This window comes from Paraburkholderia sp. BL6665CI2N2, assembly GCF_004366535.1.
Taxonomy (GTDB): Bacteria; Pseudomonadota; Gammaproteobacteria; order Burkholderiales; family Burkholderiaceae; genus Paraburkholderia.
This window is the reverse complement of record NZ_SORC01000002.1, coordinates 343,620-364,526: the sequence shown is the minus strand read 5'-3', so window position 1 is coordinate 364,526 and position 20,907 is coordinate 343,620. Positions and strand designations below refer to the sequence as shown.

11 protein-coding genes and 5 pseudogenes are annotated in these 20,907 nt (G+C 57.9%); 5 read left to right on the top strand and 11 right to left on the bottom strand.

What is annotated here, in order from left to right:
• Positions 1-129: 129 nt before the first annotated feature.
• Both B0G81_RS39370 and B0G81_RS39365 read right to left on the bottom strand, forming a co-directional pair.
• Complete coding sequence (locus tag B0G81_RS39370; RefSeq protein ID WP_134143601.1) at positions 130-1,299, bottom strand: IS91 family transposase; 1,170 nt, start codon at positions 1,297-1,299, stop codon at positions 130-132.
• Positions 1,300-1,319: 20 nt separating this feature from the next.
• Entirely contained in the window at positions 1,320-2,195 is an 876-nt protein-coding gene (locus B0G81_RS39365) for a site-specific integrase (protein WP_134143599.1), read from the bottom strand.
• A gap of 245 nt (positions 2,196-2,440) precedes the next feature.
• Between B0G81_RS39365 and B0G81_RS39360 the strand changes: the two genes are divergently transcribed.
• The gene (locus B0G81_RS39360) at positions 2,441-3,571 is read left to right on the top strand and encodes an IS110 family transposase (protein WP_134143597.1); all 1,131 of its coding nucleotides are present in this window, start codon (positions 2,441-2,443) and stop codon (positions 3,569-3,571) included.
• A 474-nt stretch (positions 3,572-4,045) separates the two neighbouring features.
• Here B0G81_RS39360 and B0G81_RS39355 read toward each other — a convergent pair whose 3' ends face one another.
• The 3 genes from B0G81_RS39355 to B0G81_RS39345 form a co-directional block, all read right to left on the bottom strand.
• Positions 4,046-6,100, bottom strand: a complete 2,055-nt coding sequence (locus B0G81_RS39355; protein WP_166679182.1) for an ATP-binding protein — start codon at positions 6,098-6,100, stop codon at positions 4,046-4,048.
• 354 nt (positions 6,101-6,454) lie between these two features.
• Positions 6,455-6,793 (bottom strand): SHOCT domain-containing protein, encoded by a 339-nt coding sequence (locus tag B0G81_RS39350; RefSeq protein WP_134143593.1) that lies wholly within the window; start codon positions 6,791-6,793, stop codon positions 6,455-6,457.
• Between the two features lie 537 nt (positions 6,794-7,330).
• The gene (locus B0G81_RS39345) at positions 7,331-8,299 is read right to left on the bottom strand and encodes a potassium channel family protein (protein ID WP_134143591.1); all 969 of its coding nucleotides are present in this window, start codon (positions 8,297-8,299) and stop codon (positions 7,331-7,333) included.
• Positions 8,300-10,240: 1,941 nt separating this feature from the next.
• Between B0G81_RS39345 and B0G81_RS39335 the strand changes: the two genes are divergently transcribed.
• Entirely contained in the window at positions 10,241-10,861 is a 621-nt protein-coding gene (locus B0G81_RS39335; protein ID WP_134143589.1) for a sel1 repeat family protein, read from the top strand.
• A gap of 884 nt (positions 10,862-11,745) precedes the next feature.
• Complete coding sequence (locus B0G81_RS39330; RefSeq protein ID WP_134143587.1) at positions 11,746-13,128, top strand: hypothetical protein; 1,383 nt, start codon at positions 11,746-11,748, stop codon at positions 13,126-13,128.
• A 438-nt stretch (positions 13,129-13,566) separates the two neighbouring features.
• Here B0G81_RS39330 and B0G81_RS39320 read toward each other — a convergent pair whose 3' ends face one another.
• Complete coding sequence (locus B0G81_RS39320; protein ID WP_243856847.1) at positions 13,567-13,938, bottom strand: hypothetical protein; 372 nt, start codon at positions 13,936-13,938, stop codon at positions 13,567-13,569.
• Positions 13,939-14,277: 339 nt separating this feature from the next.
• Here B0G81_RS39320 and B0G81_RS39315 point away from each other — a divergent pair.
• Positions 14,278-14,550 (top strand): annotated as a pseudogene (locus B0G81_RS39315) (helix-turn-helix domain-containing protein); the annotation flags it as partial.
• 374 nt (positions 14,551-14,924) lie between these two features.
• On the opposite strand, the pseudogene B0G81_RS45065 reads toward B0G81_RS39315, so the two are convergent.
• Positions 14,925-15,041 (bottom strand): annotated as a pseudogene (locus tag B0G81_RS45065) (IS110 family transposase); the annotation flags it as partial.
• Here B0G81_RS45065 and B0G81_RS39305 point away from each other — a divergent pair.
• Positions 15,042-15,137 (top strand): annotated as a pseudogene (locus B0G81_RS39305) (transposase); the annotation flags it as partial.
• A 17-nt stretch (positions 15,138-15,154) separates the two neighbouring features.
• Here B0G81_RS39305 and B0G81_RS39300 read toward each other — a convergent pair.
• From B0G81_RS39300 to B0G81_RS39285, 4 genes and pseudogenes are all read right to left on the bottom strand, one after another.
• A pseudogene (locus B0G81_RS39300) lies at positions 15,155-15,384 on the bottom strand (proline racemase family protein); the annotation flags it as partial.
• Between the two features lie 76 nt (positions 15,385-15,460).
• Positions 15,461-15,844: pseudogene (locus tag B0G81_RS45060) on the bottom strand (delta(1)-pyrroline-2-carboxylate reductase family protein); the annotation flags it as partial.
• Positions 15,845-18,221: 2,377 nt separating this feature from the next.
• Positions 18,222-19,190: a ParB/RepB/Spo0J family partition protein gene (locus B0G81_RS39290; protein WP_134143583.1), complete on the bottom strand. Its 969-nt coding sequence runs from the start codon at positions 19,188-19,190 to the stop codon at positions 18,222-18,224.
• Positions 19,187-20,401: a ParA family protein gene (locus B0G81_RS39285; protein ID WP_134143581.1), complete on the bottom strand. Its 1,215-nt coding sequence runs from the start codon at positions 20,399-20,401 to the stop codon at positions 19,187-19,189. The genes B0G81_RS39290 and B0G81_RS39285 overlap by 4 nt, the downstream gene beginning before the upstream one ends.
• Between the last annotated feature and the right edge of the window lie 506 nt (positions 20,402-20,907).

Below are 20,907 nucleotides of genomic sequence, written 5' to 3'. Positions count from 1 at the left end.
TTGTCGTGCAATCATGATGGTGAAGCAGACGCGGAAGGCGCTTTGTGAAGCGCCAGGCGCAAACGTCCGCTCGTGGGCCGCGTTGCCGCAAAGCCGACGGTCGGTTCAGATATCGGGGCACCGTTGTGCTCATGTCTGACCCCGGCACACCGGCGGTGCGCGGATCGGGGCGCTGCGCGCGAGGATGTCGATGACGATCATCGGTGCACCGCAGTGCCGGCAGATGAAGACGGGGCGGGTTTCGATGACCACGTCGTCCGGTGACGGGCTGATCCGGGGTGCGACGTGGAGCAGATCGCGCACCTTCGCGAGACTGGCGCGACGCACCGGGTTGGCGAGCAGCCCGTAGTGACGGATCCGATGGAAACCACCGGGCAGCACATGGAGCAGAAAGCGGCGCATGAATTCGCCGGCCTCCAGCGTCATGGTCTTGTAGCGGGTGCGTCCCTTCGCCCGGTAGTCCTTCCAGCGGAACGTCACCCCGCGCTCATCGAAGGCGATCAGGCGCTGGTTGGAGATGGCGACGCGGTGCGTGTAGCGTGAGAGGTACTCGAGCACCGCCTTCGGTCCGGCGAACGGGCGCTTGGCGTAGACCACCCATTCGCAGCTACGTAGCGGCGCAAGCCACCGGGCAAAGGTGGCGCGGTCAGCGAGCCCGGTGTACTCGCCGAAGAACTGCAGCTGGCCATGCCGGTGGGCCGCTTCGAGTGCTTCGAGGAAGCGCCGGCGGAACAGGCGTGACAGGACGCGCACCGGCAGGAAGAATCCCGGCCGGCAGGCGATCCAGCGCTCACCGTCAGGCGACAGCCCGCCACCGGGGACGATGCCGTGCACATGCGGGTGATGCGTGAGCGCCGAGCCCCAGGTGTGCAGTACGAGCGTGGCGCCGATCTGGGCGCCGAGATGCCCGGGATCCCCGGCGATCGTGCGCAGCGTGTCAGCGGCGATGTCGAACAGCAGGCCGTAGATGATCCGTTTGTTGTACCAGGCGATCGCACTGATGGACGCGGGCAGCGTGAAGACGACGTGGAAGTATTCGACGGGCAGCAGATCGACCTGGCGTGCCTCCAGCCAGCGATGTGCGGCGCTGGCCTGGCACTTTGGGCAATGGCGGTCCCGGCACGAGTTGAAGGACACCTCTGTGCTTGCGCAGCCTGAACAGCGCAGCACATGTCCGCCCAGTGCCGCCGTGCGGCACCGTTCGATGGCCGACATGACCTTCAGCTGCCCCAGGCTCAGATGTGTCGTGGCTCGCCACGCTGGCCCGTGGCTGCGGAAGATATCCGCAACCTCCAGCATGAGGCGCTACAGCGCGCAGCTTACCCGGCAGGCAGGCGGTCCAGCGGACTCGTGACCTCGTGCAGCAGGTCGGTGGCCACCTGGACGTAGAGCGCGGTGTTCTCGAGCTTCGCGTGGCCGAGCAGCACCTGGATCACGCGGATGTCCACCTTCTGTTCGAGCAGGTGTGTCGCAAAACTGTGCCTCAAGGTATGCATGGATACGCGCTTGTCGATGTTCGCAGCCTCGGCGGCGGCATGAATGGCACGGTTCAACTGTCGCGTGCTTAACTGGTCGAGCGGATCGAGCCCGGGAAACAGCCACCCACCATCGGGCATCTTGCCCTGCGCACGGGCCACGCGCCACCACACACGCAGACGCTCGAGCAGCACCGGCGAGAGCATGGCGTAGCGGTCACGACGGCCCTTGCCCTGCTCGATACGCAGTGTCATGCGTTCGCTGTCGACGTCGGCGACCTTCAGCGCGACCACTTCGCTGGCGCGTAGCCCCGCGCCGTACGCGACCGACAGCGCGCTCTGGTGCTTCAGGTTGCCGGCGGCCTCGATAAGCCGCCGCACTTCGTCGGGACTGAGCACGACGGGCAATACGCGGGGCACGCGCACGGGTCGCATCCTGACCATCAGCTCGGGCCGGTCGAGCGTCACCGTAAAGAAGAACTTCAGTCCGGTGATCGAGTGATTCAGCGACACGGCCGATGTGCCGTGGTCGACCAGATAGAGCTGGTAGCGCCGCAGGTCCTCGACGGTGGCCGTGTCAGGTGAGCGCCCGAGAAACCGGGTGAACTCACGCACGATGTGCAGATAGATGTCTTGCGTCTTGGGGGCAAGCTGGCGCATGCGCATGTCGTCGATCATGCGCTGGCGCAATGGGCTGACGTTTGCTGGTAAGGAGGTCATGATTCGGCTCCTGCTGAAGAACGAGGCGGATTGCCTCATTCGCCAACATAAAGCCGCGTGACCGGCCTCTCCCTCACCTCCAGCGTCAGACCGTAGCCCCTACCGCGCGAGCGGTTTAGGCAGTATGACTTTCCGTGAGCCAGTGGCTGGCCCGCCGTGAGGAACCAAACGCGGGTTAGCATCACTGCCAGAGCCGCACGGTGTGCACAGGGCACACCCCGGCGATTTCCAGCGCGGAGGCCAGCGTGAACCACGATAGCACGGTGTTTGTCGGTCTGGATGTTCACAAGGAGTCGATCACGGTGGCGTACGCGATCGATATGGGCGACGTCGAACTGTTGGGCAAAATCGGAACGCTGAAGGCGGATATCGATCGATTGTGCAAACGTCTTCAGTCGAAGGCGCGCCATGTCCGCGTTGTCTATGAAGCCGGCCCCTGTGGCTACGGACTTTACAGAGAACTCGTTGAAAGAGGATTCGACTGCGTGATATGCGCGCCGTCCCTGATTCCGAAGAAACCGGGCGAACGTGTCAAAACGGACCGGCGCGACGCGGTCAAGCTCGTACGCGCACTACGCGCTGGCGACCTGTCAGTTGTACACGTGCCGGATGTTGAAGATGAGGCGTTCCGGGACCTGGCGCGCGCATGGGCGGCAGCGAAAGCAGATCTCAGACAGGCCCGCCAGCGGTTGAAGTCCTTCCTGCTATCGCATGGAGTCCGCTACTCGGGTAACGCCAACTGGGGTCCCGCGCACCGGCGATGGATAAGCGTATTTGCATTTCCAAACCCCTGGCAGCAACTAGCCTTCGATGAATGCCGCCGCACGATTGAAGACAGGTTTGCGCAATGTGAGCGCCTCGAGGCGACCTTGCACGAGGCTGTCGTCGGCTGGCGATTTTATCCAGCCATACTAGGTCTGCAGACCATGCGCGGCATACAGTTCATCACCGCCGTGGGCATGCTCTCCGAATTGGGGGACCTCTCCCGCTTCGAGCATCCGCGCCAGTTGATGGCCTGGCTGGGCGTGACGCCCTCAGAACATTCTTCGGGTGAGCGGCGGCGCCAGGGCAGCATCACGAAGAACGGCAACAGCTATGCAAGGAAGCTGCTCGTCGAGGCCGCCTGGAGCTACAGATACCCAGCACGCGTGAGTCCGGAAATCGAGCGTCGACATGAAGGCATTCCCAAACGCATCCTTGACCGTGCCTGGGACGCGCAGGTCCGACTCTGCCGCCGATACCGCAAGCTGGCAGCACGCGGCAAGAATGTGAACATTGCTGTCGTCGCCGTCGCACGCGAACTGGCGGGGTTCATCTGGGACATTAGCAAGCTCGCAATGTCGCTCGCCGTAACGAGAAACGAGCAGTCAGCGTAGCGTTGAGCTTCACTACATAGGTTTTGCGAGTTTCCTGAAGGCGGCGTAGCCCGGCACCCGAGCAACCCGCGGTTGGACTATGCAACGGACATCATTCGATTTGCGGCTTTAGATAGCGGCAGGCTCAAGGGGCGGACCTCTGTAATGCGGTAACCAACCCGCGGATATCAGTGCGATCCACCGTCGAGACTTACTGCTACGCCGCCCTCAGGAAATTCATGCGCCTACAAAGCGAAAACAAAAACCGATCCCGATTGACACGGAAAGTCATATCAGTCCTTCGACCCTCTTCTGCCGTTCGGACCAACGGCACAGCAACGACCGCTTCCAAGCTGCAATGGCCATTCGTCCCTCCGGGACGGCCTACAAGTCATCGGCCAATGAAGCCGGAAGATGACCGCTCACTTGCCCAGACGGCTCAGGATAGAGCCCGAGTGGTTTCTCCCCGGCGTCGATGCGGATCAACCAGAAGAGCTACGCGCTAATCAGTTCGCTGAGAAGGCTCTTGATCGACCTCCAGTTCTCCGTTTGAGTATTCCTCATCTGGACCATCACTCGTTTCTTAAAATTCCTCACATTCATTCTGAGAATGTTTGCCGCGCCGATATCTTGGAAAAGACGTTTGCCGTCGCACGCTTCCCTCCACGTCCCCTCCCATACATCGCGAAGCTGCCGCTCATGTTCCCGACATGCCGCGACGAACGAAGATTCCCACTGGGGTCCGTCGATACCTGCAAGGCGTTGCTTCATCGAAGTGAGACGGGCCATTAAGGTAGATGCTATTTCCTCCAACTGCTTGTTTTTTACATCGGAAAGCCGGAGGTTGACATCTCCAAACTCAGATCGTTTGAAAACGTCTCTGGCTGCGGTCTCTGCCAACTGATTAAAAGCAAGCTGTTTTAGAAATTGTGTGACGCTTCCGGCGTTATCGAATTTCTGCTTCGAAATTTCGCTATCCATCAGGAGATCAGAAATTGCGTCGATGTCGAGCAAATAATTTTCAAGGCACCGCCTGTCCCATTGCAGAACTTTTACGCTGTCTGTGCTCGCAAGTGACGTCGGAGCATCATCCTTGTCGAATATAAAAAACCGAGGCGAAATTTTTGCAGGAATCGCATCGGCTGATTGTAGTGTTTCAATGAGTTTTTCGATTTCGTTCCTGCCGCCAAGATCCTTCACCTTGTATCTTCTTAAGATGTCACCGAACCCAGTTTCCAAAATGGTAACGTCATCTGGGCCCTCTACAAAGACAGTCCCCTTATACAAAAGCCCTTCACTTTCGGATGTGCCCAATTTCGCGAGGGCCGACGCTATAATCTCCTGATCTTGCCGCCTAACTTTCGTCAGCATTTGGCCGGATATCAGATGATATAGTGAACACTCTTCCCTGTCGAAGGCGCCGGCCAGAATTTCGGGTGAATGCGAACACAGAATTACCTGCATGTTCTTTCGTGCCGCGTACGCATCAACGATGAACGGCAACAGATCTTTACAGACCGCAGGGTTAAGGTGAAGTTCTGGCTCATCGAGCAAGATCATCCCGTCATCAACGACAGATCGTTCAATTAATAAAAATGTCAGAATGAGTCCTTTCTCGCCACTACTCATTCCGTCCATATCAAAAATTCGACCGGATTCAATATCTTGAATTTTTATCGAAAGCAGTCCAATCTCATTGATGCCGACACCAATGATTTTTCTTCCCTTCAAGACGCCTGAAAATATGCGGCCAAATTCCCCATATAGCTTGTCTCGATCGTCGCCGGACATTACCACGGCAGAGAAGATCGTATTCTTGAGACGGGAATATTTTAATTGAGGTTGGGAGTTATGCGACTCCATTTGTTGACTGGTGTCTGCCGCGCCCAATTGCACTGGCTGCTCACCCGCCGGTAACGAACGGTCTGCGGGGAAATAGCTGAAATGCGTAGTATTGGGAGGGAGTCTCGATTCGAGAGCCGATATAAAAAACGGCCCCATCTGGCTGCCAGTTGATGCTGGTCCCGATGACGCATTAATAGTTAGTTCTATTTTAACTTGATTGGCAGTAGCGATTATTTTTGCCAATTCGGACATCGCCTCATTGGATGCTGACTCGAGTTGCTGCCTGCCCTGCACAGTTGCCATATAGGAAATGAGCACAGCCGGATTCGCGAAGCTCTGTCCCATTCTAGCTTGGACTAAAGTGTGCGCCAAACCGTCGATCCCGTCTTTTATCCACTGGATCTCTGAATCCGAAAACTTGTACACACTAGAAATTACGATGGGTTTCGCAACATCTTGCGCAATCGCGGAAAAATTCATGCGATTCGGCATATGCGGCGACGATGCGCCTAATGCAAATAAGACCTGATTCGTTTCGTTCTGCGTGCGAGGGCTTAGAACGGCCTTGGCGAGCCTTATCGCCTCTAATATGGTCGTTTTCCCGATTGCATTTGGGCCAACGATAACATTGACTCGATTATCAAACTCGACATCGATTTCTTTTATCGCCCTGAAATTAACAATTTTCAGTGACCTTAAATGCATGCGACTCTCACTTTTAGTTGGGCAAGACGAGTTGAGGGCAAGACAGAACGAGCCTAGAAACCTGGTTGAATCAGTTCGGCCCGCACATAATATCTGCCTTACCGGTGACGGGCAACGCAGGGGTACTCGATCACGCACAGGACTCGCCGTGTGCGGGTGCAGCATGTACTCCGCTCCGGCGGACGACGCTACTGACATGATCCGAACCGGAAGGTCTGTTATGTGAGCGGAGTCGACGGTCGAACGTCGGCATTGACGCGCGCGCGAATGATCGTAGATGGCCGGTTGCCGATGCGGTCGGCGGTGGCCGAGCCGTGCCCGCGAGCGTGCACAACGGCTCATCTCGTAACAGCTTTAGAGCCCTTGAATAATCGCCGCCCGCTTAGTATTGTACTCATCCTTCGTAATCAGGCCGCGCTTGTAAAGTTCGTTAAGATCCGACAAACGCTGGGTGTTGCTTGCGGGCGCCGCATCGACAGTCCGCGTTGGGCATGCTTTTGCGCAAAGATGCATGGCGTCCGTGCACTGGTGCTGGGCCTGAATCGGGAAGAGGGTGAATTTGCCGAGGCATTCCGAATAACGGGCAGTGCAGGCCTGTGCGCAACCCGGTTCGAGTTGGCTGGTATCGATATCTGAAACGCTTGCGCATCCTGCGAGGACTAGGATGGAAGCAAGAAGCGCGGCTCGGATCATTTGGTTTCCCCGGATCTGGTTTTATGGTTTGGTGCTTTGCTGGCGGATTATCGCCGCCTAGCTTCTGGCGCGAGTGTAATACAAAGCGGGCGTGTCGAACCTGCGGCTATCGTGGCGACAAGATTGTCTTGTTGAACTAGCCTAAGAGCCGACTTTCCGACGCAGTTGGCCGCAGCCGACCCGTTGCCGTCGGTCGAGTCATCGCAGTTCCAAGGGCAGATATCAGAGCGGAACGGCCATTCTGTGCCGCCACATGAGGACAATGCATCGGCCGCTGCCGTCAATCGTGCATCAGTTTTTGGTCGGCGGACTACGCGTTGCTTTCCCAACATTCGCTCTTGGGCGTTCGCGAATGATTGGCCTCCCTCATGAGCGACGCGTACTTTTGAACCGTCACGAACTTTCTGCACCGTTTGGTCAATGGTAGATTTTGGATTTGCACACGGACTTGCTGTCGAGTGGACTGCCTACCGGGATCGCCCTTTGGCTCCCCTTGAACTACAGCTGCCCATCATTAGTACAGCCGATAGACACCATCTATGGTGTTTTTTCGGCAGGCGGCTTTGTTGGTCGATCCCTCGTTAGTCTGCTCATTACGAAACCAGTACCCGCTATGCTGGCGAAAACCTGCAGGCACACCAGAATGCGGACTACTTTTGAATTGGGCGCAATGTCGCCGAAGGTCGCAGTGGTGGCAGCGCCGACACTGAAATAAAAGAAATCCCAGTAACCAAGGGTCTCTAGCGCCGCGTTCCGGTAGGCGACGAAAGCGTCATAAAGCTGACCATGAAATTTGTTTGTCGATTCCTGCAGAGCAAATATTTCCTTCTCGAGCGTCTCGACTTCATGGTAATGCTTTAGGTATTCCTGTTGAGGCGCAAGCTTCTGAAAGTCTGTCAGGTGACCCATACCATAGACGCGAGCATCAAGTTCGGCCGTGGTCAACTTAAACTGGACGCGCGCCAGCTCTACGTTGAGATTGGCGTATGCGACTGCCAACGGACCCGTGGGAAGCTGTTCCGGTACGGCGACACCGGCCTGTTTGAGAATAAGGTGCATCGCACCTGTCAAATGTTGGATTTCCGGCTGAAATTCGAGTCCCTTTTTTGCAACAAACTGCTCGTATTGATTCCACTGCGATGCCTCGAACGACTTGTATTCCTCTTGAACTCCGATTTGGCGCTTTTTAAGCTCAACCCGCTTGGTGGAGAGCATGACAGACGTCGCTTGAAATTGCCGATAGATTGACAAGATTTTGTTGGCCGCGTCATCTTGTTCGGACTGCAGTGTCATCGGTGGAAGTGAGGGTCCATCGGCATAGGCTGAATACTCGCCCGCAATAGAATAGAGTTCGGTCGGCAAGACGTTCACGCCTGCTTGCACTCGGAAGTAGTCAGGGTGCGCATACCAGAGCAGCTCGTAGACCCATGGCATGATCACCAAAGACAGGGCAAAGACAACGCCGACGAAGGCTTCACGACGCGTATTTTTCGCAAATGCTGGCATAGTGTTCAGATGCCTCCCGACACAGGTGAAATGTATTGTGGACGAGAAGTTGTCTTATTGTCGCAATGGCTTCCTGCAGCTATACGTTGCAGCTTCCGGCGTGTCGCGCCAACGGCAGCGCTACGAGTCCGTAGTGTAGCGTCCCACATCACTCCGCTCTCCCGGAATATTGATGGGCATTCACCTCCACGAACGGGTGACCGCTAGCGGATGCAAAGTGGTCGTGTGGGGGCGCATCAGACAATTACCTGAATGACGCTTCATGGCCGATTGGGTGAGGTCGCCAACGGCCGCTTAGTGGCACTCCCGTTTGCAAAACCTGATTGCGGCTGGCTGGCCGGTTTGAAGACGTTGCCTGACCGGAGTGGGTCGGGAGCGTGAGTTCGCTGATGCAGGAAGCTGCCGCCCGGCCGCTCGATGCCGCCACCGTCAGCAGTCCGCCACATTGCCGACGTAGAACCCCGGCCGCGCCAATGTCGGCAATGGCCGAGTTGCGCGCGTTGCGCGTCCGTCAGGTTCCGGAGCATTGCGGCCGCTTTAGGGTAGCCCGTCGGAAATGTGTCACAGCTTCGCCAGGAAATGGAGAACTTTCGTTCGACGCCGCCGGCCAACCGTTTGCTCTTGTCGAGGAACCCCTCGATGGGTCGCGAGAAGACGGCAATACCGGTTTCCGGTTCGCAATGAAGCGCGCCAGCACGCACCGCCGGTTGTCGAGTTTCGTGGCTGAGCGAACAGTCGGCGCATTCCCCGCGGCCATATCGAAGCCGCGGGGCCGCACTCTTCTCCTCACTACCCCGATCACGCCTGTTCTTTCGTGACGTGTGAAAGAATACGCCTAGTCTGAACCCCGCCGTTACGCAATCTGACGGGCAAAACAGCCTCTATTCGTGAAGACAGGACGAAGCTTGCAACGGGGGCATCCTCATGGGGCAGTATGGAGCCAAGGCGATCCTCTCAACGAACGGCGAACTCCGGCAAACAATTGCCTTTTGACGGGTTGCGGACGGCGTCCCCAGTCTGGATCGTCGACGTGCCTCGTCGTCGGCTGACGCCCGAACGTACCGCGGCATGGTGCAGAATTCGGTGATAGGTCATTGCGCCACAGCCCCAACCGCGCTCATGGTGTCACGCAGCTGCGTGACACTCAATTCGATGCGGGTCGTCTGGTTTGACGCCCCGTTCAACAGCGATGCCTGACGCGGATCACGGGCGGGCGGTCGCGAGGCGTTAGCCGCCTTGCGACTGCGCGCGGACCCGCGCCGCTGGGCGACACGGCGCAAATGCGCGATCAGGGACACGGTCTGCATGCCCGCCGTAAGCGTGAGTGCAAAGTGTCCGATGTCTCCCGGCGCACCCGGGCGACAGGCGCGCAGCGACGGCCGCAACAAGGCGCCGGGCGCGGGCGATTAACTGGCTGCGGCTCATACCGGGCCAGCAATCCGCGACGAACCGGCGGACGGTGGCTGGCAGTGACTCGGGGCCGACGTCGCCGGGCAACGCCAGGGCAACGAGTTCAAATGCATCAGCCATCGTGGAACACTCTCCCTCTCCGACGTCGGGCGAAGCAGGCCGGCGAACATTTCTGCCTATGGCCTCGCGAAGCCGTATCTGCCATCCGATTCGGATCTTGCCACAAGTCGCGATATGAATAGCGCCGCTATCTATGCCTGATCATCCACTGCGGTCCGCGCCATCGCCTTGATGTTGCAGCGGCGCCAATGCCTGCAAACGCTTCGTGACCCTGTGCACGACTAAGCACCGCTCTGGATCACAGCAAAGAGATCGAAGCTTTATTCAAAATCATCATCTCACCAGCACGTGGCGACGGTGGCAGCCCTCCATCCGGTGAACACATGCCACGAGATGCTCGAACACTGAAAGTTGCAATCCACAAAAGGTGAGCTAGAATCAGGTGCATTCTTCACCAAAGGATCGCTCACCATGCAAATGCAAAGCTGGGTAGGAACAATCGAGCGCGAATGGCATCAGTTGCGCCGCGCCGACCCCACCCTCGACGTCGAAAAGTTTTCCCGTCACGTCATTGCAGCAAACAAGACTGGCTTCCTGTCAGCCGAGTCGATAGCCGCCATCGCAAATGCCCTTCTCACCAGCACGCTCAGTCGCGCGCCGGACCTGGGCCGCTGGCTGCTGGAGCGCATCGGCACAAACCGGCATCCGGCCTGGCGAATGGCACTGGCCATTTCTCTCGTCACACCAACGGGAGGCGAGGCGGACCTTGAGAAGGGTAATGTGATTTTCGAAGATGTGATGAAGGATGAGAACGCGGACGGTCATCTTCGCGGCATGGCCGCCGCCGCGCTGGCCGATAGCGCCCGACTCGGGCGTGGCATGCAGGCCGACGCGAGCCACGCGCTCTCGCTTTACGAGCAGGCCATCAAACTGGGGCACAAGGCCTCAGCTCACAATCTCGGGCTGTTCTGGGAGGGCGCGTGGGGTGCAGAAGGCAGGAGCGGTATGCCGGACCGCACGAAGGCTATACAAAGTTATCGACGCGGTGGAGATGACATGCGTTGCCAGCGCCGTCTGGCAGCGCTGCGGTGAAACAGCCCCACCGCCTGCGAGACGAGCCGGAGGACGAGGTTAAGAGGTGAAACCGCTTTGAGTCGGCCGCACCTATGCGCCGGCAGGCAAACTGGTGCCGCGTCTGTCGGTGCCCGGACTGAAGCGTTCAGACCCATACGTAGTCAGAACCCTCACGCTCCGCCGGGCGCCTTCGTGATGACACAGGCAGTGTCACTGTCGGCGGCCTCTCCCCTTGGGACTTGCGTCAGGGATTGGCGACATCCGGCACTCGACAGACTTTCCCGTCAATGGATATGCCGACGTTACAGAGAAAAGACTCCTCCTGATGCGACGGTGCGCATGGTCTGAACGCAGGTCTGCGCGAAATGAAAGGGGACGGGATCTCGGCGTCAATCGGCCAGCAGGCTTTCCCGATCGATACCAGCGATACGATTCAGCGAGGCGCGTGTGAGCTTCCCTGGCGCGTCGGATGGCGGCGGGCAAATGCGTCACCGACGGTATGAGCGCAAATATGCCTGGCAATTCGAACCATTCGAGCCTGAAAAACCAGCTTGGCTTCTGCGCGTCTTACTGTGCAAGTGACCCACCCCCTGACCGCGGACGGATCAACCTTCGGTGGAAGCCTTTGCGCTGAATGTGAGAGAGCCGACGAATCAGCCTTCCATCGGCTCCCTGATATGCGACGGTTTCTTGTGACCGGCGGAAGGCAGACTATGCGATGCCTCACAGGTCGGGCGCAATCAGACGGAGACTGGAAGATCGGGACGTGGGCGCAGTGTCGTGTTGTGGCCCCGCTGCCGCGTATATTTTCGCGGCAGACAGTCGTTCACGCGCCAAATGCCAGCAGCGCCTCATTTATAATTCAAAAGTCAGCACGCCAATCATCGCAGGAGCCCTACTTTATGAGCCAACCCCGCGGACGATATGCGGGATCCCGGGACAGCGGCCAGCGCCAGCCTCGTCACCCAAAAAAATCTCCGTCCACCCGGCCGAGACAACCATACGTCAATGCACCTGCCCGGGACCCTGCCCAGACGGCCTCCATTTTCAAGACACGGTCGTTCCAGTTTCTGGTCGATACGGTGGGCGCAGAGAATATCGCCCTGGGACTGGGATCGAACATGGCGCGGGTGGCCGAACTGACGAAGGGCGAAAGGTTCACGCCCGAGACCGCCTTTCACATGGAAACCACGCTTGGGTTGCCTCACGGTTTCTTTGACCAGCCCAATCCAGCGCTGGCGCCCGAAACCATCGCCCGCCTGAAATCACCGCTCGACTTCATTCAAGCCGACGACGAACCACAAGCAGTGTCGGAAACACCTGAACCGGAATTCGCCCTGAGCGGCGACCAGCAATCCTATCCTGAAACCAGTTTGTCCGAGGAAGCGCAAATGCCGAAGAAAGCAACGGGCGGGTCGCCCAAGGCCGCCAGCAACAGTCGAAAGCAGATGGCCGAACAGTCTGCCCCTCATGCACCAAAAAAAAGCTTGCCCTCGAAACAGCGGATATCGGCTGCAACAACCCAACAGCGACCCTTGGCACTAGACGACAGCGAAGAGCTGGAAAACATTCGACGCACCAACCTCCATGTTCTTACGGGTCGCATCGGATCGAAAGCAAGACTGGGTGTAGTCATGGCGATGAGCGGATCCAACATGGCCCATCGGCTATATGGCAAGAAACGGCTGGACAGTGTCGAAGCAAACCGTTTCACCGAACGGCTTGGTCTGCCAGCTGGCTGGCTGGACACGCCGCGCTCCGAAGCCGAGATCCCGGAGTCGGTGTCGCGCTTGCTCGCGCCCGCTTCGCGCGGTCGCGCATCCGTCGAACAGAACGAGCCGCACGCGGCCGCGGCGAAGGATGGCGTGCCAGCGAAGCATGCCGATGCGAAGGCGCGCACGGGGCGCGCACGAGCGGGCGTCCGGATCGAGCCGGAAAGCGCCTCACCCGTTTCGCCCGGGATCGCCGCAGAGAAACAACCGGTAGCCGTCAGCCAGCAGGATCATGACAGTGACGCTCCGGGGGTGCTTTTAGGGCGCCCAGCAGAAGAAGGTGATGGCGAGGCGCTGGCAGCCACACTGGCAACCCTTGAGTCGCTTCCAGCCGCTGAAACCCCGCAGCAATCCCCCATCCCGCTCCCTGCTTCCGTGACCAGCCTTGAGAATCTTCAAGGTATTGCGCCGATCGCGGAAGCATTAATCAAGACGCTGGCAGGTAAGGCGCGCACGGGTCGACTGGACGAACTGAAGGCGCTGCAGCTTTTGCAGCAGGCCGTCCTCCTGTGAGTCGGCGGTCGTGTGCTACGACAGATTCTGCAATGACGCGTGAAGCGCTTTGGGATAGCCTGGCCGCGGTGCGCGAAGAATCGCCCTGTTCCTGAACGACGGTGGACCGTAGCTCAATGGTCGAGAAATTGCCTGAGCTTGTCGACCCGACCGGGGAGCATCCGTTTTCACACCGCCCTGCTTTCGATCTGCCGGATCCGTCCGCGTGCCAGGTCGAGCTTTGTACCCTGCTCCTCGAACGTATGGCGGGACGCTGTTTTTAGCGCGGAACGCGTCCGGAGCATCTGCGCTTACGCGGCAAAAGTGCATCGAGCGCCTCATCGATCGCGACAAGGGTAGAAAACATGCTCACCGCACGGCGAGATGAAGACGGCCATCAACGATCGGGTATCCTGACTTTACACCTACAGCCTTTTCGCACTGTCCCGACAAAGATTGCTATGAAAGTTGCTCCGGATCTGCGTCTGGAACAGGCGAGCTGGCAGTGCCGGTGAGGAATTGCCGGAGGCGGCGTTCTGCGCTGATTATTTTGTGCAGGGGCGCGGTGGCGAGTTGCGCATCGCGCAAAGCCAGCAGGCTCTCAAAAACGGGAACAGCGTCTTCAGCGAGCACCCACTCGTTTGCTGCATGGGCCAGTTCCAGGGCGGCCTTCACGGCATGTTCCGCAGTCTTGAAGCGTCGGACCGGTTCGTTTCCGTAACCGCCCTCCTGGAGAAACCATGCGAGGTACACGGTTCGCATCAGTTCATTAAACAGGTGCCCGTTGCCATGACCGTCGCGGCAGGCAACAAGCGCAAGATGGGAGGTCAACGATTGCTCCCGAACCGACGCCTGAACCATCGGCAATAACATCGCTTTTGTGAGGTGTTTTCGTGGTCGCGAAACACCTGCCCCGCCTCGCCTTGAACTCATGTCGTCTGAAAATGTATGTGTGACAGTGCGACTATTCTAACGAGGTCTTCTCCGCGATCGGCGATTCTGGCGTCGCGAGTCTCTCGCCTTCCGTCTTCTCTCCGCGATAGTCCGTGCTACCCGAGCAGACCTTATCCGGGGGACGACGCTGGCGTAATGTGGTGAGTTACAAATTCATTGAATTATTTTCGCCGCGTAATAGAGTGCCATGGGTGGCACGGATACGAGGAAGCGGTGATGCGCGGAAGCGGACGGCCCGAAAGGGAACTCGCGCTGTGCAAGTCGGAGCTCGAGCAACTGAAGGCGCTGACGATGCGACGCAAGACAGCAAAGGCGTTGGCGTTGCGCGCGTGCATCGTGCTGGCCTGTGCTGAAGGGATGGACAACAGGACGGTCGCGGCGAAACTGCAACTTACCCAGAAAACTGTCTCTAGATGGCGTGCGCGATTTGTCGCTGACCGTGTGGACGGACTGCTTCACGCGCCCCGCCCCCGTGCACCCAGGACAATGGAAACACGCATCTCGACGCGGTTATTGCGGTGGCTCAACCAGGTCGACCGCTGGTTCTGTCACATGCTGATGCCGGGGGAGTCCCTCCTCTCGATCCTGTGGAAGTTCGCTTGCGCCAACGCGCTGCCCGGCCATGTTCTAGTCCACCTGGTGTGCCCCACTGCCGATCCGTCTGAAGGCGTGGTGGCGGTGCGCGAGGCGATTAACCTCGTGGACCTATGCCGCTTGATACGTTTGCGGAGGGACGTGTTGCTCGTATCGTTGCTTGATGCCCAGCGGCATGGTCGGTGTCACGCAAATCTCCGATATTGCCGGCAGTGCGCGGCTCACGGCTATCACAGTGTGCTGCATCAGCTTGACGAGGAAGACCGCTCGCTTGCAGTGATCGGGCCGGCTCCCGGTATGCTCATGAGACGCTGTCCGACATCGTCGTCAGCGAGTTGACGCGCCAGCTCCTGGTCAAGCTCACCGATTTGTTCGTCGAGGTTGCGCTCGCCGCGGAAATGGGTGATGGCAAGCAATACGGATGCAGTCGCGACTTCGCAGCATCGGTTGGGCTCGTTCCTCGACAGTACAGTACGGCGGGAATAAGGAAGGTGATAGCGAAATCGGCGTTCGGGCTAACTGGCTCCGTCAGGTAACCGCCGTACATGTCCGCTGACCGCGAGGTTCGAACATGAGGGCCTTGCGGATTTCGTCGGCATTCCCCTTCAGCCACGCGCGTCGCTTGACGACAATGTCGCCTGGCAGGCGCGGAAGACCGCTGGTGACAATGCGGAACGCTTCACCGCCGGTGTGAACTTCAACAGTCGAGATGGTGCGTGTGATTTTCATGTTTGCTTCGGTGAAATCTGTGGATGTCCTGCTTTTATTCACCGCACGGGACCGGCGCGATTTATATCGACGCTACTTACATATCACCGCCGATTCGACGGGCGTTTGAGTCGAGCGCTGAACGCGCTACGCGGCACGCGGCCAAGTCCCACGCAGCGCAGCCAACACTCTTGAACAGAATCGGCGCAATCGGCTTCAGCTCGCCGGCCAGTGCCTTGGCTAGCGGACAGACTGACGCCCACTCAACCCTAGCTTGGATAAGGTCGCCCGCTTCATGCATTGCGCCGACAGGGTCATCTACAACCAAGAAACTTCCGTAGACGGTTTCCTTCCCAATTTCCGCTGCGTCTGCCGTGAAAGCGCCGACCCCGACGACGAGACGGCCAGGTCGCGCCGGCAACGTGTAAACCGGAGACTTGCTGGTTGTCAAGGTGATGACGACTTCAATGCAGTCGGGGATCACTTTGCTTCTGTCCACGTATGGTGGATTACAAAATACGTTGCATTCGATACATTTATCGTCTCAGCATGCACTTGCGGCATGGACGCAAGGCTCTCGGCTGTGAGCTCCTTTTAGAAATCGGCGGGCACCGTGAAACAGTGAGCTGCAAACCGGTTCTGAAGCTCCCAAACGCCCGCGCGCACTGGCTTTTGGCCGTTCCACGTACTGGGGACTGATGTTTCACGGCGCCCAATAATCGCAGACGGCATCGTCTCGCGCACGCTCGTTATTTTTGACCACGAAAATTCGTGGGGAAGGATATAGTTAGGAATACCGATCAAATTTTGACGCTGCCTTTGTGGTTTTTTCGGTGAGACAAAATAGATGTGGCAACGCTCGATGCGGGGTGTTGGAGGCTTCGTATGCAGCAGTCGGGCGGCAACGATGGCGTCGCCTGAGTTTCGGATTGGTTACTTGGAGATTGCCCGCCCCCTGGCCGAGGACGGTTCATCGCGGATATTGACGACGTTCGAGACCTCAGCGCTCCGGTCGCTCCGGAACATTTTAAGATTGCCGCGCAAAAGAACGCTGGCGCGGGGAATGAAGCGGGAGATGCAAGGCTTGTCGCGACAAGGCTGGGTTCGACTTCGGCACCAACTGGTCCGAATCATGGCGGAGCTGTCCTGTTCCGCGGGCACCGACCGGATAAAAAAACGAACGAAATTGTTTTCGTTGACGATATCGTAGACGCTTTCCCCCTCACGTCGTGTTGAAACACGGAAGGTGAGCGGTACGAGTCTTTGCACGTGTGGCCTACATGTTCGGCGCAGCGCATCTCATCCTCATTCGGGGCTCACAGTACGTTCGCACGCCGCAGCGCGATGCTCGGCGCGACGCGTATAGTGGTGACACGACAAATGTGCGGGCTGCCCGCCGGTCCGCTGTATTGCGGTGCGCGCCGTATATTACGCCGCTTCTCGTTTTCAACAGTCGGCTTTTTACCGGCCCGCGGTCGACCCGTCTGCAGTCGGTTCCCCACGGCGATGTATGGTGTCAAGATGCAACGCGATACTTCATATGCGCCGATTTTATCGCTGAAGGTGTCCGCGCCAATAGGAATCCGTGTCGCTCAGCCGCCGTCGGTATCGGCGGAAATTCTCATCGATCCGAAGCCCGAGAGAGACGCAGCCTTATGGACACGCCCGTCCCGTCCGGACGCGCCGCTATGATTAGGCAGCCGCGAATGTCTTGTGAATTTCCGCTTCGATCGGATGAACTGCTCCGTTGGCCACATCGGAGGATACTTGTCTCCGTCTTACCGACATGCTTTCCGCGCTGATTCTGTTCGCGCTCAACTAGAGCTGGCGTGGCCGCGTCACTTTGTTGCAGCAGGGCACAAGAAACGGCAATGCGTAAGAGTTCGGCTAGTTACGGCGGTGCTCGGGCGGACGCACAACACCGTTGTGTCAGCATCATCGGACTCCCACTCCGTCGATCTATCGAAGCGGCAACCCTCGCGTTTGGCCGATCTGCGCGCGTGACAAGCTGTGGTTCTCAGCTCAGCGCTTGCGATCGTTATCATAGGCGAGTGCGATGACTCGGCCACTTCGCACGCTATTGATTGAAGATATCGCTGCGCAAGACGAAGAACAGAACGAAAACGATAGCCAAGAAGTACTGGGGCCGATATCAGGTCGCGGCTTGCGCGCTGAAGCCTTGTCCCTTTTAGGAGGAATATCGGTGTCGCTTCCCGAACCAGACCTCCGAAGTTTCGGACGTCACGCGCGCATGCGACACCGGCGACGCAATGCAGGGTCGCCCCGGTCGCTGCAGTATGACTTGCAGTAAAAGGCGGCAAATCGTGATCATCAAAACAGAGACCGCCGTCTATTGACGCGATGCGCCCACCGTAGACAACTCCGGCTGAGCGCGCCACTGGCGGCTACAGACATCTTCATTGTTAGTGTGAATGGCGGACGAACTATCAGCGGCGGATTGTTCAGCGCCAGCGTCACGATCCCTGGCAATAGCTAAGGTGTCCGCATCCGGACACTTTCTAGCGCGGCGCGCCGCATTGTCGCGCAGGCCGAGGTCGATTCTAGAGCTGATTGGTAGGCGGGGGTATTCGCGATTGCCGCCGCCATGGCGGGGTGATCTCGGATGAACGTTGCTTCACCTCGCCATTTGAATGCGTCGGCCCGACCTAATGGAGGTATCTTGATCCGCGGGCTGCTGTGCGACAGAATCGCGGGCACGTATCCAGAAGAATGCGCTGAGGATCAGCAAATGGTGGAGACGAGCGACTCGCGGCGCCCTACTGCAAAGTGTCCGGATCCGGACACTTTGCAGTAGACAAAAAAAACCCCGCCATCGGCGGGGTTGCGGGTTTGTCCGCTTACTCCGGTCGGAGCGAAAACATCTTCCCTATATGGTCCCTGATTTCTGCCTCCTGTTCATCCGTCAGCATCCCCGCTTTGAATTTCAACGTGAGCCCTTTCCCGTCACGAGTAATGCTCCCGGCTTGGGTCTTGCCCGCGAATATTTTCAGAATGCTCCTGCCCCCTGAATCGCTTCCGTTCGTTGCGCGATTCACATTTGATGTGATAGCCGAAGCTACTTTGCTCTGTACCACGTCGCCGGACACAACAAGCGGCCAGATTTCAGACAGTGCTTCCATCCCCGCGTCGCCCGTTCTCTTGAGAGCAAGGACGATATCCTGAGCCGCCGTACCGCCCAACAACGACGGGTTCAGATCGAGGTCGCGTTTAACGAAGTCGGGCAAATCATCAAATGCGAGAAATCGGTACAGATCGTTCCGCGTCACACCCATCACGTCGGCGAGACGGGTCCGCTTGGGGAACTCCGACTCTGCCCGACGCACAGCAACGGCGATTTCATAGTCGGAAAGATCGTCGCGGGTGACGTTCTCCATCAGCGCGAGCGCAGCCATATCCTGATCGGTACACTCGATCACGACGGCCTTGACAGTCGGCCGATTAATCAGCTTATGTGCGCGCCACCTTCGCTCACCCGCGACTAACTGGTATGTATCTCCAACGCGCCGGACTGTGATCGCCTGCAACAGCCCAACTTCGCCAATTGATCTGGCCAACTCGGCAAGCTTCGCTTCATTGAATTGGCGCCGCGGCTGCCACGGATTGGGCGAGAGATCGTCTACGGCGATCTCTGTCGCAGTCCCTTGCCTTTCAAGCTCCTCGATGCGTAACTGGGCGACCGCCAATGCACTTGTAATCCCAGGCATTGTTTGCGGCCCACGTGAAGCCTTTTTGACTTCGCCTTTAAAGTCGGCAGGCGTTGCCAAGTTCGCGGTTTTTGCCAGCAGTTGTTCGCGGATATTGGTCATGCTGCTGACTCCTTCCAATTCTTAACAAACATATCGTCGAGCCACTTGGCATACTGCATCATCGGCTGCTTCACTCGTTGCAAAGACTTCGCGCTGGAATGTGTGCTGACGACGTCCAATGCGGTCGAGAAAGACAGAGCGCCGCCGCTCATCACGGAGCTCGCCGGAATCTCGAACGGGTCCAGCCAGCGGCCGTACGCGCTCTGCGCCCACTGCCGGACGACGGGTGCGGACGATGTCTTGCCGTAGTCGACCTTTGAAAGCAGCACCGAAATGAAGTCATAGACCTTGTCTCCCTCGTACGGTAGAAAATCCTCCGCCACATCCGAGAAGAGGCGCCAGAAAGCCAGCGAACTAATAAAGTCAAGATTCTCTGGAATCATAGGCATGACCAACGCGTCCGCAGCGAGCAGCGCATTCAGGTTCATATAGGAAAGCGACGGCGACGTATCAATCAGAATGTAGTCATATTGCGACCGCAGCGGTTCGAGGCCTTCCCGCAAGACTGACCAGAACCTGTACCCTTGCATCGTTTTCTGCCGCGCGGGCAAGAGGAACTCAGCGCCATAAAGGAAAGTGTGCCCAGGGATGATGTCCAGCCCGTTCCAGTAGGTCGACTGAACCTGAGCGGTGAGGCCGCCTTCCACGTTCTGGTCGTAGATATAAGGGAGGACCGTATCCTCGCCGGTAATTTCCTTTTCCGCGTATAAGCCGCAGAGCTCGGACGCTGATGCTTGCGGATCCAGGTCGATCAGCAGCACTTTTCGACCAAAGAGGGTCAACGCCTGGGCCAGACAGACTGTCGTCGTGGTTTTAGCTGAGCCGCCCTTCAACTGAGCGGTAGTCAGCACTTTGCCCCTAAAATTGCCATCGGGTTCTTCAAGTCGAGTCTGGTAGATATCGGACGCCAGCTTGATCCATATCCGGGCTTCAGCAAGGGTGAAGGTACGACTGCGGCCAGTACCGTTCAAGCTGCCTACCGGAAGCCCCGAGTCGGCCTTCGTTGCAAGATATTGAACTTGCTGCCGCGTGAGGTTGCACATTTCCGCAAGCTCACTAATGGTGTAGATAGGCGCTTCCTTGCGTGGGCGCGGTGCCAGAATCTGCTCTCGGAGATTGTCGGAGAACGGTGCAAGGTTGTCCGCGAAATCTGCGACTTCGCGCAAGGTGACCTTTCGGTCCTCCATCGGTAAGGTGCCTACGTGGGCCATTCTGCGCTTCTCCGTGTTTTGACGTTGAACCGCAGAATACACGAAAGTGCGTAAACAATCCTGCTATCCGCTAGATTCGACAAGTTTTTTTAACAAGCTACCCTAAACTTTTGATATTTCTACGCTTTTGCCACTGGGAACTCGACGCGGAACAGCTCGAGTACGCGTAAAAAATGTCTTATGAAACCATTGACGCGAGATGTAGAGGTGCTCGGCAGACGCTGCGCACAAAAACCACCTTTCGCGCGGTTTTTGTGCGGAAACAGAGCTGCGAAAAATCGTCTTTTAAATCAATCAGTTACGCCTTACTCCGAGGCGGACAGCACCCGCAGTTCGCAAGCTGGGGCGGCAAGTCAGCTTGTATTTTTTAAAAGATAAACCCGCAGACAAACAGACAGGTGTTGAAAAACCGTTTCAAATCAACAGCGTCGCCTGTGGATAGGGACGGTTTTTGTGCTCATTGGGACGCTTTTTGTGCTGTCACGGCCGGAAGTTGGGGGCCTGCC

What these genes read in the sequence shown, in the direction of transcription:
- B0G81_RS39365 (WP_134143599.1), bottom strand. Translation starts at nt 2,195, where the DNA reads ATGACCTCCTTACCAGCAAACGTCAGCCCATTGCGCCAGCGCATGATC.
- B0G81_RS39335 (WP_134143589.1), top strand. Translation starts at nt 10,241, where the DNA reads ATGCAAATGCAAAGCTGGGTAGGAACAATCGAGCGCGAATGGCATCAG.
- B0G81_RS39355 (WP_166679182.1), bottom strand. Translation starts at nt 6,100, where the DNA reads ATGCATTTAAGGTCACTGAAAATTGTTAATTTCAGGGCGATAAAAGAA.
- B0G81_RS39285 (WP_134143581.1), bottom strand. Translation starts at nt 20,401, where the DNA reads ATGGCCCACGTAGGCACCTTACCGATGGAGGACCGAAAGGTCACCTTG.
- B0G81_RS39350 (WP_134143593.1), bottom strand. Translation starts at nt 6,793, where the DNA reads ATGATCCGAGCCGCGCTTCTTGCTTCCATCCTAGTCCTCGCAGGATGC.
- B0G81_RS39370 (WP_134143601.1), bottom strand. Translation starts at nt 1,299, where the DNA reads ATGCTGGAGGTTGCGGATATCTTCCGCAGCCACGGGCCAGCGTGGCGA.
- B0G81_RS39330 (WP_134143587.1), top strand. Translation starts at nt 11,746, where the DNA reads ATGAGCCAACCCCGCGGACGATATGCGGGATCCCGGGACAGCGGCCAG.
- B0G81_RS39345 (WP_134143591.1), bottom strand. Translation starts at nt 8,299, where the DNA reads ATGCCAGCATTTGCGAAAAATACGCGTCGTGAAGCCTTCGTCGGCGTT.
- B0G81_RS39290 (WP_134143583.1), bottom strand. Translation starts at nt 19,190, where the DNA reads ATGACCAATATCCGCGAACAACTGCTGGCAAAAACCGCGAACTTGGCA.